The organism is Amycolatopsis jejuensis, from assembly GCF_000717335.1.
GTDB classification, from domain to species: Bacteria; Actinomycetota; Actinomycetes; order Mycobacteriales; family Pseudonocardiaceae; genus Amycolatopsis; species Amycolatopsis jejuensis.
This window is the reverse complement of sequence record NZ_JNYZ01000004.1, coordinates 38,250-52,668: the sequence shown is the minus strand read 5'-3', so window position 1 is coordinate 52,668 and position 14,419 is coordinate 38,250. Positions and strand designations below refer to the sequence as shown.

Genomic DNA, 14,419 nt, shown 5'->3' with positions numbered 1-14,419 from the left:
CCGGTCACGATACCCGCGATGGTCAGCCGCGCTGAGCCAGCCAAGGGGCCAGCGCGACCTCGACCGCCTCCCGGGACGCGGCTTGCCGGGCGGCCGGGGTCAGCTCGCCGGTCCGTTCGAGCACGGCTTGCACGGCGCCGCTGACCGCACCGACGAACGCACCGGTCAGCGCACGGGCGCCGACGTCGTCGAGCTGGTCCGGGAACGCCTCGGCGAGGTGCGCGGCGATCCGGCGTTCGGTGTCGAGCTGGATCTGCAGCGCGCGGCCCCTCACCGCGGGCACGGTCTGGATCAGCCGGAGCCGCAGCGTGGTCAGGCGGCTCACGGTTTCGCCGCTGACGTCGCCCGCATGCGCGAGAGCCTGCAGCAGGATGTCGATCGGCCGGTCGCCGGGTTTGCGGTTGGCGAGGGCCTCGACGGTCGCTTCCACCCGGCCGTCGGCGTCGGGGAACAGCAGTTCGTCCTTGCTGGCGAAGTAGCCGAAGAACGTCCGGGTCGCGATTTCGGCGGCCGCGGCGATGTCGGCGACGGTCGTCTCGTCGTAGCCGTTGCGCTCGAAGAGGTCCGTCGCGGCGTCGATCAAGGCCTGCCGGGTGCGGGCGCGCTTGCGATCACGGAGAGACACCCGGCGATTGTACGACATCCAGTGCAAATTTGCATCGAGTGCAGATATAGTGGACGGCATGACTCGCGACGTGCTCGTATGCGGTGCCGGGATTGCCGGGTCGACCTTGGCGTTCTGGCTGGCGCGCAACGGTTTCCGGGTGACGGTGGTCGAGCGGGCGCCGGGTGGGCGAAGCAGCGGGAACCCGGTCGACGTCCGAGGCCGCGCGATGGAGGTCGCCGAGGCGATGGGGGTCGTACCGCGGTTGCGCGAGGTCGCGACCCATGCCCGGCGGTTGCGGTTGCTGGCTGCGGACGGGCGTGAGATCACCACGGTCCGGACGCCGGTGGGCAAGGAGATCGAGGTCCCACGGGCCGATCTCGCGACTGTGCTGTACGAAGCGGCTCGCGACGACGCCGAGTTCCGGTTCGACGACACCATCACCGCGTTGCAGCAGGACGCGGGCGGCGTCGACGTCACCTTCGATCGCGCTGCCCCGCGTCGCTTCGACCTGGTGGTGGGCGCGGACGGCGTGCACTCGGTGGTGCGGCGGCTGGTGTTCGGCGGCGATTTCGCCAGGTACGCCGGGTTGTACGTTGCGACCGTGGCCTTCGGCGAGTCGTCCGAGTACCCGCACGACGTGGTCATGCTGAACACGCCGGGCCGTCTCGTGGCGATCCATCCCGGCCGCGGGAATTCGGGCGTCGCGTTCATCTTCCGCGCGCCGGAAGGCGGGCGGGGCAAGGAAATCGTGTCCGCCGCGTACCGAGATCTCGGCTGGCGGGTGCCTGAACTGCTGGCCCGTTTCGAGGCGGCCGACGACGTGTTTTTCGACGAGGTGAGTGTGGTCGACCCGCCGTCGTGGTCCCGTGGCCGGGTTGCCCTGGTCGGCGATGCGGCGTCGTGCGTGTCCCTTCTCGGCGACGGTTCGAGCCTCGCCATCGCGGGTGCGCACACGCTTGCGACCTCGCTCGTCGAAAGCAACGCCTTCGCGCGCTACGAAGCGATCCATCGAGCGCGGGTGACCCCGAAGCGACGCGGTGTCCGGGCGGCTGCGGCGGCGCTGGTCCCGAAAACCTCGGCCGGGCTGGCAGTCCGCAACCTGGCCGCTCGGCTGCTTCCCGGGTAAAAGAATTCCTTGACATGAATATTCTCTATAGTGAATGCTATGCCGCATGGACGGGATCGCCTCAGCACTCGCAGACACCGCGCGATGGCAGCTGGTCGAGCTGCTCGCCGAGCGGCCCCGGTCGGTGGGCGAGCTGGCCGAGCTGACCGGGGCACGGCAACCGCAGACCACGAAGCACCTGCAGACCCTGGCTCGCGCGGGCGCCGTCTCCGTGGCTCCGCTCGGGCAGCGTCGGGTGTACGCGGCCGAAGCGGCGCCATTGCGGGAGTTTGCGGACCGGTTGCTGGAGCTCGCCCGCACGATCGAGGCGCACGCCGGGGAGCGGGACGTGCTCGCGCGCTACCGTGCCGCGATCGAGGCCGACACTGCGGTCGCGGACCGGGAGCGGTGAGCCGATGGGCGCGCGTTCGCGTTCGAGCGCGTGCTGCCGGTGCCGCCGGAAACCGTGTGGCGGTATTGGGCTGACGCCGAGCTGGCGTCGTGGTGGGTGCCGCCGTCGCTCACGGTCACCGAATGCGTTCTCGAACCGGTGACCGGCGGACGGGTCGTGCTTGCGTACCGCGACGCCGAAGGCACCTACCGCTCGGAAGGGCGGGTGCGGACCGCGGAGGAACCCGAGCGGCTCGCCTTCGACCTTGCGGTGCTGGATGCGGCGGGTGCCGTCGCCTTCAGCGGCCATTACGACCTCGTCCTCGCTGCCGCTTCTGGTGGCACCCGGCTGCAGCTGGGTCTGGAGATCACCGAGACGACCGTCGAGGCCGTGCCCGCGATCGCCGGAATCGAAACCGGCTGGGGGCAGGTCCTCGACCACGGCGCTCCTCGGCCGCAATGCCGAAGGCTTCCTCGGCTTCTGGCCGACGGTCGCTGGCGACGAGAATGCCGACCCGCGCGACCGTGGGTACGCGAGGCGGTTGGTGGACAGGGAGCGGGCGACATCCTGGTGAACAGCAGTGTGAGTGTGATCAAGGCGCTGCTCGCGGAAGACCTCATCGACCGGCTGTACCTGATCATCTGCCCGGAGATCGCGGGCGGCGGTCCGCGGTTGTTCGACGACGGTCTGCCGGGTACGAAGTGGACGGTCGCGCATCAGGAAATCGGCGAGATGGCGCTGGGGTACGACCGAGTGCGCTGAGGGGGACAGCCCGGCCCTGGATACGTGCGCCTGCCGCCGGGATCGTGGTGGTATCCGATCTTGGAAAGGGTGCTTGATGAACCACGGATTCGACCTTCCCGGCGTGCTGCGCGAACTGCTGTACGGCACCGGCCCGGTGGAGGAAACGCTGGACCGGGTGCTCACCCCGGCGTTCGTCCAGCGGATCAACGGCGAGGTGTTCCACCGGGACGAGTTCGCCCCGCACGTCGAGGAAATGCGGCAGCTGGTCACCGGTGGCGGGGAGATGCAGGTACTGCAGCAGGTCGTCACGGAGACCGCGATCGCAGGCCGCTACCTGTTCCGGATGGTGCCCGCCGACGGGCCGGAGCTGGTGTTCGAATCGCACCTGTTCGCCGGGATCGAGGACGGCAAGGTCGCGAGCCTGGTGGAAGTGGCCCGCCAGGTCGCCGACGCCGACGGAGATCTGCTGGCCGCGGTGTGAGCGCGCCCTAGACTGCGTCCCGTGCAGGATCTTCGCCGGTTCGGTGCGCTGCTGCGCGAATGGCGGGGCCGGGTCCCGCCGCCGCGTCCGGACCGGCGCCGCACGCCCGGCCTGCGGCGCGAGGAGCTGGCCGCGCTGAGCGGGGTGTCCACGGACTACGTCAGACGGCTCGAGCAGGGCCGCGCGCGACCGTCCCGGCAGGTGCTGAAGGCGGTCGCCGCGGCTCTCGCCGTGTCGCCGGCCGAGTACGCGCACCTGTGCATCCTCACCGGGTACGCACTGGCCCGGCCGGGCGAGGTCAACCGCCACCTCGGCCCGGCGACGCGGCAGCTGCTCGACCGTCTCGACTCGGTCCCGGTCGCGGTCTTCGACGCGGGCTGGACGCTGATCACGTACAACGAGCTGGCCATGGCACTGTGCGGTAACCCGTTCCCGTGCCCGCGGCGGGAGCTGAACATGGTGTGGCGGCATTTCACGAACACGACCAACTGCACGGCCCCGCCACCCGGTCCGCAGTACGAGGCCGCTCTGGTAGCCGACCTGCGGGAAGCCGCCACCCGCTACCCGGCCGATCGTGAGCTCGCCGACCTGGTCACCGCGCTGCACGAGGCGAGCCCGCGGTTCAGCGAACTGTGGCACAGCGGGGCGACCGGCAAGTTCGAATCCCGCAGCGGGGTACTGAACCACCCGACGGCCGGTCCGATCCGGACGGACGGCACGGTGCTGACCGCCCCGGAGGGAGACCTGCGGCTGCTGGTGTTCACGGTCGCGCCGGGATCCGAGGATGCGGAGAAGCTCGCCGCCCTTCGTACCGACTCACCTAGAGTGGAGGCTCGCCAACCCACGAGCACCTTGCGGTGGAACACATCGTCGGGCTAGCGCGCATGCGGACGGCTTTTCTGGAGCGGATCGGCTGGAGTCCTGGGTGATCCCGCCGGTGTATGCCGCGGTATTCGGATCGGCGGCACGCGGGGGACATGACGGTCGGCAGCGATGTGGACCTTCTGCTGGTCTGTCCGGCCGATGCCGACGACGCGTGTGTCCACTCGGGAATCGACGCCGCAGATGTCATCTGCTGCAGCAAACAGGGCGAGCACGCGCAGGACGAGTTCAAGCGGGCAGGTCGCACCTCGCCGAACCGGCTCGCCGCGCGGCTGCCAACCTGCCGACCGGCCGGAAACCTCACGACAACCCCGCCATCACCGTCCGTACCCGGTCTCGCAGCCATTGGTGCGTGCGGTCGTTTTCGTTGCGCGGATGCCATGCCATCCCGAGTGGTACCGGCGGCAGGTCGAACGGGATCGGGAACGTGCGGAGGCCGAACTCCTCCTCCAGGTGCCTGCTCAGCCCGGACGGGACCACGCACACCGCCGGGGTCTTGCGGGCCAGCAGGAGGCTCATGGCGAACGTCGGGACCACCGCGAGCACCCGGCGGTTGAGCCCGAGCGCCGCGAGCCGGTCGTCGATCGGGCCGTGGGCGCGGCCGCGGCGGGACACCACCAGGTGGTCGGCCGCGGCGAAGCGGGCCGGGGTGACCTTGCGGGCCTTCGCCAGCGGGTGATCCGCCCTTGCCGCGCCGACGAGCATTTCCGTCGACAGTGTTTCGGCGCGGATTTCCGGGTCCTGGTTCTCGATCACACCCACCTCGAGGTCGATCACGCCCTCGCGCAGGGCAGGCAGGTCCTCGATCGTCTCCGGCCGCAGCCGCATCGAGATGCCCGGCGCGACGGCGCGGATGTCGTCGATGAGCGCGGGGGTGAAGGTCGTCGACAGCACGTCGGTGATCTGCAGGTCGAACGTCCGGACCGCGACCCGCGGGTCGGCGCTGCGGGACGGTTCGAAGAGCGCCCTGGCCCGCTGTGAGATCGCGTGCACCTCGGCGCGCAGTTCCAGCGCACGCGGCGTGGGTACCAGGTTGCGCCCGGCCCGGACCAGCAGCGGGTCGTCGAACGCCCGCCGCAGCCTGCCGAGTACCCGGCTCATCGCCGGTGCTGACGTGTGCAGCCGGGCCGCGGCCGCGGTGACGCTGTTCTCGGTGAGCAGGGCGTCCAGTGCGATGACGAGGTTCAGATCGACGTTGTCCACGCGCCGATTATCACAGATGCAAGGACTGTGTATCAAACATTCAATGGTAGAAATCCGGAAGCGCTCCTAGCCTCGGAAGCGAGGCCGGAAACCCATTCCGGCCACCACATTCGAGGGGGTGAGCGAGATGCGGGCAGTCATTGCCGGGGCCGGCATCGTCGGGCTGACCACGGGGCTGGCGCTGCGCCGGGCCGGGTTGGAGGTCGTGATCTGCGAGCGGGCGCCGGAGATCCGGGCGGCGGGAAGTTCGCTCGGGCTGTGGCGCAACGCGCTGGCCGTGTTCGACGCGCTCGGCGCCGGGGTCCGGGACATCGGCAAGCCGGGGGAGATGTACTTCCACGATCCGGCGGGCAAGCTGATCGACCCGCCGGGCTTCGGCCCGGAAGACCACCACTACCTGCTGGTCCACCGGGCGAAGCTGAACGACCTGCTGGCCGATGCGGTCGGCGCGGGCAGCATCCGGCTCGGCGCCGCGGTGGTCCGGTACGACGAGTCGGAAACCGGGGTGACCGCGCATCTTTCCGACGGGTCCACAGTGGACGGCGACTTGCTGATCGGGGCGGACGGCGCCTACTCGGCCGTCCGCGCGCAGCTCGTCCCGGGCAGCGAAGCGCTGGAGCACGAGGGACACCACGCCTGGCGGGCGGTCACGCCTGCGACGGGGGTGGCGGTCGACCGCGACCTGATGGCGCTGGGTACCCATGGCGCGCGCGGTGGGTATGCCCGCACTCGCGACGGCGGCGCGTACTGGCTGTTGTCGCAGTTCAAGTCGCCGGAGCTGACCGGCACGGTGAAGCAGCAGGCGCTCGAACGCGCCGAGCACCTCAACGAAGGCGGCTGGAACCCGGTACTCGCCGAACTGATCGCCGCCACGCCGGAAGAAGCGATTCTGCACAACCAGATCATGTACGTGCCGCGGCTCGACCGTTGGGTGTCGTCGCGAGTCGCGCTGGCGGGCGACGCCGCCCATGCGATGTCGCCGCACATCACCGCGGGTGCGTCGCTGGGTATCGAGGACGCTGCCCTGCTCGGCGAGCTGCTTGGGTCCACTGTGGACATCCCGGCCGCGCTCATTTCCTATCAAGCGGAACGGATTCCGCGGTACGCCCGGGTCGCCGAGCTGGCCGACGCGGTCGAATTCGCTGCCACACCTGAGGAATTCGCTGCGCACTACGCGGCATTCAGCCACTGGATGATCGAGGGGAAGCAATGAAGTTCAGCGTCGACACGGAGTTCCGGGTCCCGATGCGGGACGGGGTCGAGCTCGCTACCAGCGTCTGGCGGCCGGACGGCCCGGGCCCGTTCCCGGCGCTGCTGGTTCGCACGCCGTACGGCAAGGACGGCGCCGACCTCTACGGAAACCAGAAACTGCCGGACGTTTTCGCGCTCGTCGAAGCGGGTTACGCGGTGGTGGCGCAGGATGTCCGTGGTACCGGCCAGTCGCCCGAGCTGCTCGAACCGCACCGGCACGACGGCGAAGACGGCGTCGACACCCTGGGCTGGCTGGCCGCACAACCTTGGTGCGACGGCAATATCGGCACCTGGGGCGGGTCGTACATGGGGTTCGTCCAGTGGCAGGCCGCGGCTCTCGGCGCGCCGGCGTTGCGGGCGATGTCGACGGCCATGACGTCCGCGGATCTCTACCGTGCGCCGTGGTACTCGCCCGGTGGTGCGCTGTCGCTCGGCGGGTTCTACACCTGGGCGTCGCTGGCCGCTCTGGGCAACGTCCGCCGCGGGGCCGCCCCGGGACGCGCCGGGGAGTTGATGGCGGGTCTCGCGGACAGCGAGAAGCTGTTCGACCCGCTGCCGGTCGCCGACCGTTCGGCGTTGATCGAGGCCCTGCCGTGGGTCCGTGAGGTGCTCGACCATCCGGAGCGCGACGCGTACTGGGAAAACCTGGCCGCGATCGACCGTGCCGCCTCGATCACCGTCCCGGCGTTCCACCTCGGCGGCTGGTACGACCTCTTCCTCGGCGAGACCGTGCGCGCGTACACGCTGATGCGCCAGCACGGTGGCAGCGAGGCGGCGCGTGAGGGGCAGCGGCTGGTCATCGGGCCGTGGGGACACCCCGACGGCGCCGACGCCGGGCTCTTCCCCGACCGTTCGTTCGGCATGGCGGGCAGCATCAAGGCCGCCGCGGTCACCGACTCCCAGCTGCAGTTCTTCGACCACTGGATCCGCGGCCGCGCCGACGATGGCCCGCGGGTGCGGATTTTCGTCATGGGCATCGACACCTGGCGCGACGAAACGGATTGGCCGCTGCCGGACACCCGGTACACCGACTACCACCTGACCGGCGACGGCCGCGCGAACACCGCCAGGGGCGATGGCCGGCTGACCGCGGCCGGGCCGGACCAGGACGCGTCCGACGTGTTCCGCTACGACCCGCTCGACCCGGTGCCGACCCTCGGCGGCAACATCCTGCCGCTCGGCGGGTTCGCCGGTCCCGCGGACCAGTCGGAGATCGAGAACCGGTCCGACGTGCTGTGCTACACCACGCCGGAACTCGACCGGCCGCTCGAGGTGACCGGCCCGGTCGAGCTGGTGCTGCACGTTTCGTCGTCCGCGCCGGACACGGATTTCACGGGCAAGCTCGTCGACGTCCACCCCGACGGCCGCGCGCTCATCCTGTGCGAGGGCATGTGCCGTACGCGATACCAGGCCGACCGGATGGTGCCCGGCGACGTGTACGAGCTTCGCCTCGACCTGAATGTGACGTCGAACGTTTTCCTGCCCGGCCACCGGCTGCGGCTCGAAGTGTCGAGCAGCAATTTCCCCCGTTACGACCGGAATACCAACACGGGCGGCGTGATTGCGGAGGAGGCGAGAACGGTCGTCGCGATCAACCAGGTCCACCACGGCCCGGCACACCCGAGCCGGCTGGTACTGCCGATCATCGAACGGAGCTGACCATGAACGACTGGCAAGCCATTGCGGACGTCGTCGCGAAACTCGCGTACACCCAGGATTCCCGCGATTGGGACGGTCTGCGTGCGCAGTTCGCCGAGCGCGTCCTGCTGGACCTCTCCACGCATTTCGGCGACGACCCGGTGGAATTCACGCCCGCGGAATTGGCGGACAAAGCCCGCACGGTGCTGCAGGGCTTCGATTGCACCCACCATTCACCGGCCGGTTTGCTGACCGAGGTGACCGGCGATACCGCGACCTGCCGCGCATATGTCACGGCATACCACCACGTTCCGGCCCCTCCCGGGGTCGTGGACTACTGCATCATGCGCGGTTTCTGGTCCGTGCGCTTGGTACGAACGGATGAGGGCTGGCGAGTCCGCGAATGGGCCGTCGAGCGAACAGCACCATGGGAAGGGTCGGAAGATGTCTACCGGCTCGCCGCGGAAAGGAGCTAGGATGTTCTATGAAATCCGCCGGGAAAACGGGTTTCCCGGAAAAGGTGACGATCTCGCCCGGTCGATGGCCGACCAGGTGATCCCCGTACACGAGGCAAACGGCATGACGGTGCTCGGTTCGTTCCGGATTCCGGACGAGGATGCCGTGGTGTGGATCCGCCGGTTCACGAGTGTGGCGGAGAAAGTGGAGATTCTGGAGGCAGTGCACGAGAGCGCCGAGTGGCAGGGAATCGAAGAAGCGGTGGCAGGTGTGGTGAAGAATTCGGAGACCACTCGGTTGGAGGCATTACCGGGTTCTGCGTTGCAGTAATTCGGGTTCAGTTCGACCGATCGTGACCGTGGCTCGACGGGCTGCATTGCTTTCTTGTTCGCAGTGGGTTTGACCGCGGTCGTCCTGGGCTTCGTGGTCACCGCCGCGACCGAGTACCCGGTGGTCTCCGGGGTCGTCGCGGCGGTGATCATCGGGTGCGGGTTCCGTTGCTGGTGCGGCGGAGCCGTGCTCCTGCGGTCGCCCGCGAGCAGCCATCCCAGCTTCCGGCAGCCAGGTTGCCGGAGATCGCTCGCTACGACCTGATGGGCGCGCCGGAGTTCGAGGAAGCTCTCGCGTACCTGTGCGTCCGTGACGGCTGCCTGTCCTCACAGCGCGTCGGTGGTGCCGGCGACCTCGGCGCGGACGTGATCGCCACCGCCCCGGACGGCCGCAAGATCGTCCTGCAGGCGAAGCGATACGTGCCCACCCACAAGGTCACCAGCCCGGATCTGCAGCGTTTCGGCGGCCCCTGTTTCACCGTGCACGGAGCTTCACCGTCCACGGAGCGCAAGTCGCGGCGGTCGTCACCACCTCGTTCTTCACCCGGCCGGCACAGCAGCACGCCGCGCACCACGGGATCCGGCTGTTCGACGCGGATGCGCTCGCTGCATGGGCGAGTCTCACCGGCCCGGCCCCGTGGCACCGCGTGCTGCCGGAGGCCGGAGAACTGAAGTGGCGCCGGAGAGACTCGAACTCTCACTGGCACGGACCTAAACCGTGTGCCTCTGCCAATTGGGCTACGGCGCCGGGAAACCCGGTTGCGATCGTAGCGTGTGCCACGTTCGGGGTGCCTCGGCGTGGCCAGTGGCCGCTGAAGGGGTGCCGTCCTCTACGGTGGGCGCCTACAGTCCGACGCGGCGAGGAGGGCACGTGGCTCGCGACCCCGAGACCATCGAGCGTGAGATCGAGCAGGCGAGGACCGCTTTGGCGGCAACTCTCGACCAGCTCGGCACCAAGGCCAGCCCGCAGAAACTCGCCACCGCGGCGAAGGACGGCGTCCGCGCCAAGCTGGACGACCCCAAGATCAAGTACCCGCTCATCGGGGCCGGGGTGCTGGTTGCGGTGCTGTTGATCCGGAAGCTCTTCCGCTGACCCCCGGCTTTCCTTGAGACCGGCCCTGCTGCGGCGGTGCGTGGCTCGCAGCCGCGGTGAGGGTGGGTTGTTCACCCGTGGCGGCTGTCTGGCCGGGCGACATGGACCCGGCTGGGTGCGGTGGACGTCCGGCTCTGGGGCGAGAAAGGTTGTTTGCCCCGTGGCTGCGAGTGTCCGGCTGGGGGCGGTAATGGACCCGGATGGGTCGGACGTCCGGCTGAGGGCCGGTAATGGACCGGCCGAGCGCGGTGGACGTCCCTGGCTGGGCTCGGTCCTCGTCGTTCGCCTGCGGGGACTGCGCAGACCTGGCGGCTCGGCTGGCCGTGGATCGGTTCGCTACCCGGCTCGGGCTGCGTCTTCGAAGCTCCGGCGCGAGTAATCGGCCGGGTACTGGCCGTGTGTAGCCCGAATGACCGGAAGACGGCCACAATCATTACGGTGGGTGAACTTCGTGAGAATTGCCACCCCGTTGGTGGTCACTCGTTTGGAGGTCACTCGGATGGGTCGGAAGAATGGCGCGGGCACGCCAATGTGGGCTAACCCGCCTGGGTGACCTACCTGTTGGCGCGGCCGGACGGTTGCTGAGCCTGGTCTCCGCAGTGGAGAAAGTCCGGGGCGCTGAATCGGGTGCGCAGAGGTCCAGATAGGTCGCTGCGAACGTGAGCGGTCGCCGAAGCTCGGCCTGGCATTTCATGCGCATGGGCCGGAGACGACTCCGGGACGACGGCCCGATGCTGGAGACGCCAAAGCCTCGGTGTGCAGGTCAGGTGGCTCCCCGCCCCGTGCGACGGCCCGGTGTTGGAGACGCCAAAGCGCAAATGTGCAGGTCGGGCGGCCCCGCGCTCGTGCGTGGGCTTGAGTGACGACCTGGTGCTGGAGGCGCCAGGGCCTGAATGTGCAGGTCAGGCGGCACCGTGTGTGGGCCTGAGTGACGGCCCGGTGTCGGAGACACCAAAGCCCGTATGTGCAGCCGCACACGTGTGTGGGCCCGAGCGACGGCCCGGTGCTGGAGGCATCAAAACCTGAATGTGCAGGTCAGGGCGGCTCCCCGCGCCCATGCAGGTCGATCCAGCCCCGGAGAAGCCCAAGGCAGGGCGCCGAAAAACCTCAGGTCAGGCGCGTGCGGCAGGCGGCGTCGCCGACGCGCCCGCTGTCACACCCGGGCGGTTCGCCTCCCCGGGCTTGCGGTCTTCCACTGCCTTCGGCAGTTGCTTGCTCGGGGGCAGCGCCGGTTTCGTGGCATCTGCCTTGTCCGAAGCGGCCGATGCGGCACCCGAAGCGGAACCGGCCGTAGCGATACCCGAAGCGGAACCGGCTGCAGCGGTACCCGGACCGGGACCGGTCGCACTCGAACCGGCCGCGGCGTCCTTGGCCTCCGCCTTGGGTTCCGGCTCTGTCTTGGCGTCCTTGTCCGTCTTCGAAGCCGTGCCGGAAGCTGAGCCGGACCCCGACCTCGACGGCGGGATTTCCAGCGGCTCGATCTCCGGCAGGGTCAGGCGAGCGGCCATGTACGTGCTGGTGAACTCCAGCGCGTTGCCGTTCAGCAGGTGCACGACCGTGGGACGCTCGTTCGGGGCGATCTTCTCCACGAGCTGGTCCGCCCGGTCGCGCGCAGCAATGATGCCCGGCGCCTTCCCGGTCAGCTCCTTGCCACGGCCGCTGACGGTGATCGTCCAGTCGTCGTTCTCGTGCTTGTATGTCGCCGTGATCGTTTCCACCACTGCCTCACCCCTCTCGTCATCAGCATGCGTCACACACCGGGACCCGGCCACCGCACACTCATGACGCGATTCCTGCTCCCCCGCCGCTGGCGCGACACTCAGTCAGTCTTTCTACAGTGTCATCGATACCGTAAGAAAACTCTGTGTCACAAGTAACGGGACGGGGTTCGCGCTGAGTGACGACCGAATGGCCTAATGCACGGTCATCTTCACGTGCACGTCAGATCGCTCGGTGTGACAATCCCGCCCAGAGGAGTTCCATCGCGTACCCGGTGGCCTTCTCCGGGGTCACCTCCGGGAACCGCTCGCACCAGATGGCGAGCCGTTCGCAGCCGCCGACCACGAACTCGGCCGACGCTTCGGTGCGCAGCGGGTCGTCGCCGTCGAGGTAGCCGCTCATCAGCGAGATGATCAGGTCGGTCTGCTGGCGGCGGGTTTCCTCGATCTCCTCCGCCGCGGGCGTGCCGATCAACGCCATCTCGTGCCGCAGCAGTGACCAGGCGGGCCGCCGCTCGCGGATGAACACGAAAAACGCCAGCAGGCCACGTCGCAGCGCCTCTTCCGCGCTGGGTGCACCGGCCACCGACTGCTTCGTGACCTCCCGCAATGCCGCCCGTGACTTCCGGATGCATGCCAGCAGCAAGCCCTCTTTCGAGTGGAAGTACTCGTACAGCATCGGCTTGGACACGCCCACGAGCTCGGCGATCTCGTCCATCGACGCCGCCGCGTAGCCGCGCTCGCCGAAGACCTGCTCGGCGACCTCGATCATCTGCCGCTCACGTTCGGCCCGGGGCATGCGCTTGCGCTTGGCGGTGGTCACGGCGCACACTCTACCGGTAGTAACCTACTCTGAGTAAGATGGACTCCGGGTAACAGTAAATGGGAGGACGCATGGGCAACCGCACGGAGACGGGCGTGATCGTGGTCGGGACCGGGTTCTCCGGGCTCGGCATGGCCGTCCGGCTGCGCAAGGACGGGCGCGACGACTTCGTGGTCCTCGAGAAGGCAGCCGACGTCGGCGGCACCTGGCGGGACAACAGTTACCCCGGTTGCGCGTGCGACATCCCGTCGCACATGTACTCGTTCTCCTTCGAGCAGAATCCCGGCTGGTCTCGTACGCACTCGCCGCAGCCGGAGATCTTCCGCTACCTGCGCGAGGTTGCCGGCAAATATGACGTGCGCCGCTTCATCCGCTTCGGCCAGGAAATGACCGGCGCGCGCTGGGATGAGGAGGAAAACCGTTGGCATGTAAGCACTCGTGGTGGTGACGAGTTCGTCGCGCCGGTGCTCGTCTCGGCACTCGGTGCGTTGCACCGGCCGATGATCCCCGAGCTGCCGGGAATAGAGCACTTTGCCGGGAGCGTATTCCATTCTGCCGAATGGAACCACGATTTCGATTTCACCGGAAAACGCGTCGCCGTGGTCGGAACGGGGGCGAGTGCGATCCAGTTCGTGCCGAAGATCGCTTCACAGGTGGCGGAATTGACGTTGTTCCAGCGTACGCCGCCGTGGGTGATGCCGAAGGCTGACCGTGAAATGCCCGGCTGGCTGCATCGATTGTTCCGCGTGGTGCCGCCGGTGCAGCGGTTGTATCGAAATTTCCTTTACTGGACACTGGAAGCGCGCGCTTTCGGCTTCAACGGCAAGCCGTGGATCATGAAGATCGGCCAGCGGATTGCGAAGCGCAATATCGACCGTGCGGTACCGGATCCGCAGCTGCGCGCCAAGCTGACGCCGGATTACACCATGGGCTGCAAGCGAGTCCTCATTTCGAACGATTACTATCCGGCGCTGGCGCGCGAAAATGCCGAGGTGGTCACCGACGGCGTAGCCGAGGTCCGCGAGCACAGCGTCGTCGACGCGGCGGGCGTGGAACACGAGGTCGACGCGATCATTTACGGCACCGGTTTCCACGTCACGGACGCGTTCGACGAACTGGAAATCGTCGGCCGCGACGGCCGCAATCTCGCGAAAGAATGGGCGAGCGAGGGTATGCGGACGCATCTCGGTATCACGGTGAACGGCTTCCCGAACCTGTTCCTCCTGCTCGGCCCGAACACCGGGCTCGCGCACAATTCGGTGGTGTTCATGATCGAGGCGCAGATTTCGTACGTCGCACAGGCATTGCGCCTGGCCGGTGCCCGCGCACTGGAACCGCGGGAAGATGTGCAGGAACGCTTCAACGCGGACGTGCAACGCAAACTGGCCAACGGAATCTGGACCCAGGGCGGATGCAAGAGCTGGTACCTCGACGCGAAGGGCGTGAACCGGACGATCTGGCCGGGGTTCACGTGGCGGTACTGGCTGGACACCCGCACGGTGCAGCGCGAGGACTTCGAACTGCTCGGGTGATGCCGGGGTGAGCTTGGGAGCGAGGGGGACTTTCGCGGCAGGGGAGGAGTCGCGAAGGTCCCCCTCGCGGTTCGTGGGGTGCACGGTCCGCGGCGGGTCCGAAGTGGACGGTGCGGCAGGTTACAGGGTGCAAAAGTCGCGTGTGGACGGTGCAGGGTTGCGTGAG

13 protein-coding genes, 1 tRNA gene and 4 pseudogenes are annotated in these 14,419 nt (G+C 68.4%); 13 read left to right on the top strand and 5 right to left on the bottom strand.

Going from position 1 to position 14,419, the window contains the following annotated elements; genetic code table 11:
• Window positions 1-22: 22 nt before the first annotated feature.
• Window positions 23-625 (bottom strand): TetR/AcrR family transcriptional regulator, encoded by a 603-nt coding sequence (locus OO71_RS04920; protein ID WP_245633567.1) that lies wholly within the window; start codon window positions 623-625, stop codon window positions 23-25.
• A 58-nt stretch (window positions 626-683) separates the two neighbouring features.
• Between OO71_RS04920 and OO71_RS04915 the strand changes: the two genes are divergently transcribed.
• The 5 genes and pseudogenes from OO71_RS04915 (at window position 684) to OO71_RS04895 (ending at window position 4,207) form a co-directional block, all read left to right on the top strand.
• Window positions 684-1,733: an FAD-dependent oxidoreductase gene (locus OO71_RS04915; protein WP_033288690.1), complete on the top strand. Its 1,050-nt coding sequence runs from the start codon at window positions 684-686 to the stop codon at window positions 1,731-1,733.
• Between the two features lie 46 nt (window positions 1,734-1,779).
• A pseudogene (locus OO71_RS46155) lies at window positions 1,780-2,544 on the top strand (SRPBCC domain-containing protein); the annotation flags it as partial.
• A pseudogene (locus OO71_RS48490) lies at window positions 2,534-2,865 on the top strand (dihydrofolate reductase family protein); the annotation flags it as partial. The pseudogenes OO71_RS46155 and OO71_RS48490, both read left to right, overlap by 11 nt.
• A gap of 76 nt (window positions 2,866-2,941) precedes the next feature.
• Window positions 2,942-3,328, top strand: coding sequence for a hypothetical protein (locus OO71_RS51515; RefSeq protein ID WP_033288435.1), 387 nt, complete (start codon window positions 2,942-2,944; stop codon window positions 3,326-3,328).
• 21 nt (window positions 3,329-3,349) lie between these two features.
• On the top strand, window positions 3,350-4,207 hold the full coding sequence (locus tag OO71_RS04895) for a helix-turn-helix domain-containing protein (RefSeq protein WP_051791022.1): 858 nt from the start codon (window positions 3,350-3,352) through the stop codon (window positions 4,205-4,207).
• Between the two features lie 303 nt (window positions 4,208-4,510).
• Here OO71_RS04895 and OO71_RS04890 read toward each other — a convergent pair whose 3' ends face one another.
• Complete coding sequence (locus tag OO71_RS04890; RefSeq protein WP_033288434.1) at window positions 4,511-5,413, bottom strand: LysR family transcriptional regulator; 903 nt, start codon at window positions 5,411-5,413, stop codon at window positions 4,511-4,513.
• Between the two features lie 127 nt (window positions 5,414-5,540).
• Here OO71_RS04890 and OO71_RS04885 point away from each other — a divergent pair, with 127 nt between their 5' ends.
• The 6 genes and pseudogenes from OO71_RS04885 to OO71_RS53245 all read left to right on the top strand — a co-directional run.
• The gene (locus OO71_RS04885) at window positions 5,541-6,626 is read left to right on the top strand and encodes an FAD-dependent oxidoreductase (protein ID WP_033288688.1); all 1,086 of its coding nucleotides are present in this window, start codon (window positions 5,541-5,543) and stop codon (window positions 6,624-6,626) included.
• A complete protein-coding gene (locus OO71_RS04880) occupies window positions 6,623-8,323 on the top strand; it encodes a CocE/NonD family hydrolase (protein ID WP_033288433.1) in 1,701 nt (566 codons plus the stop codon). Before OO71_RS04885 ends, OO71_RS04880 begins: the two co-directional genes overlap by 4 nt.
• A 2-nt stretch (window positions 8,324-8,325) precedes the next feature.
• Entirely contained in the window at window positions 8,326-8,778 is a 453-nt protein-coding gene (locus OO71_RS04875; protein ID WP_033288432.1) for a nuclear transport factor 2 family protein, read from the top strand.
• Between the two features lies 1 nt (window position 8,779).
• Window positions 8,780-9,088, top strand: a complete 309-nt coding sequence (locus OO71_RS04870; protein WP_033288431.1) for an NIPSNAP family protein — start codon at window positions 8,780-8,782, stop codon at window positions 9,086-9,088.
• A gap of 263 nt (window positions 9,089-9,351) precedes the next feature.
• Window positions 9,352-9,495 (top strand): annotated as a pseudogene (locus tag OO71_RS53250) (restriction endonuclease); the annotation flags it as partial.
• A gap of 8 nt (window positions 9,496-9,503) precedes the next feature.
• A pseudogene (locus tag OO71_RS53245) lies at window positions 9,504-9,644 on the top strand (hypothetical protein); the annotation flags it as partial.
• Between the two features lie 117 nt (window positions 9,645-9,761).
• On the opposite strand, the gene OO71_RS04855 reads toward OO71_RS53245, so the two are convergent.
• Window positions 9,762-9,835, bottom strand: a tRNA-Leu gene (locus tag OO71_RS04855).
• Window positions 9,836-9,958: 123 nt separating this feature from the next.
• Here OO71_RS04855 and OO71_RS04850 point away from each other — a divergent pair.
• Window positions 9,959-10,180, top strand: coding sequence for a DUF3618 domain-containing protein (locus OO71_RS04850; RefSeq protein ID WP_033288429.1), 222 nt, complete (start codon window positions 9,959-9,961; stop codon window positions 10,178-10,180).
• 1,112 nt (window positions 10,181-11,292) lie between these two features.
• Here the strand turns inward: OO71_RS04850 and OO71_RS53240 are convergent.
• Entirely contained in the window at window positions 11,293-11,901 is a 609-nt protein-coding gene (locus OO71_RS53240; RefSeq protein ID WP_033288428.1) for a hypothetical protein, read from the bottom strand.
• Window positions 11,902-12,121: 220 nt separating this feature from the next.
• Window positions 12,122-12,721: a TetR/AcrR family transcriptional regulator gene (locus tag OO71_RS04840; RefSeq protein ID WP_033288427.1), complete on the bottom strand. Its 600-nt coding sequence runs from the start codon at window positions 12,719-12,721 to the stop codon at window positions 12,122-12,124.
• Window positions 12,722-12,792: 71 nt separating this feature from the next.
• Here OO71_RS04840 and OO71_RS04835 point away from each other — a divergent pair, with 71 nt between their 5' ends.
• Window positions 12,793-14,253 carry a flavin-containing monooxygenase gene (locus OO71_RS04835; RefSeq protein WP_033288426.1) on the top strand — a complete coding sequence of 487 codons (1,461 nt, stop codon included), beginning with the start codon at window positions 12,793-12,795 and terminating at the stop codon, window positions 14,251-14,253.
• The last annotated feature ends 166 nt before the right edge of the window (window positions 14,254-14,419 follow it).

What these genes read in the sequence shown, in the direction of transcription:
- OO71_RS51515 (WP_033288435.1), top strand. Translation starts at nt 2,942, where the DNA reads ATGAACCACGGATTCGACCTTCCCGGCGTGCTGCGCGAACTGCTGTAC.
- OO71_RS04880 (WP_033288433.1), top strand. Translation starts at nt 6,623, where the DNA reads ATGAAGTTCAGCGTCGACACGGAGTTCCGGGTCCCGATGCGGGACGGG.
- OO71_RS04870 (WP_033288431.1), top strand. Translation starts at nt 8,780, where the DNA reads ATGTTCTATGAAATCCGCCGGGAAAACGGGTTTCCCGGAAAAGGTGAC.
- OO71_RS04915 (WP_033288690.1), top strand. Translation starts at nt 684, where the DNA reads ATGACTCGCGACGTGCTCGTATGCGGTGCCGGGATTGCCGGGTCGACC.
- OO71_RS04885 (WP_033288688.1), top strand. Translation starts at nt 5,541, where the DNA reads ATGCGGGCAGTCATTGCCGGGGCCGGCATCGTCGGGCTGACCACGGGG.
- OO71_RS04875 (WP_033288432.1), top strand. Translation starts at nt 8,326, where the DNA reads ATGAACGACTGGCAAGCCATTGCGGACGTCGTCGCGAAACTCGCGTAC.
- OO71_RS04835 (WP_033288426.1), top strand. Translation starts at nt 12,793, where the DNA reads ATGGGCAACCGCACGGAGACGGGCGTGATCGTGGTCGGGACCGGGTTC.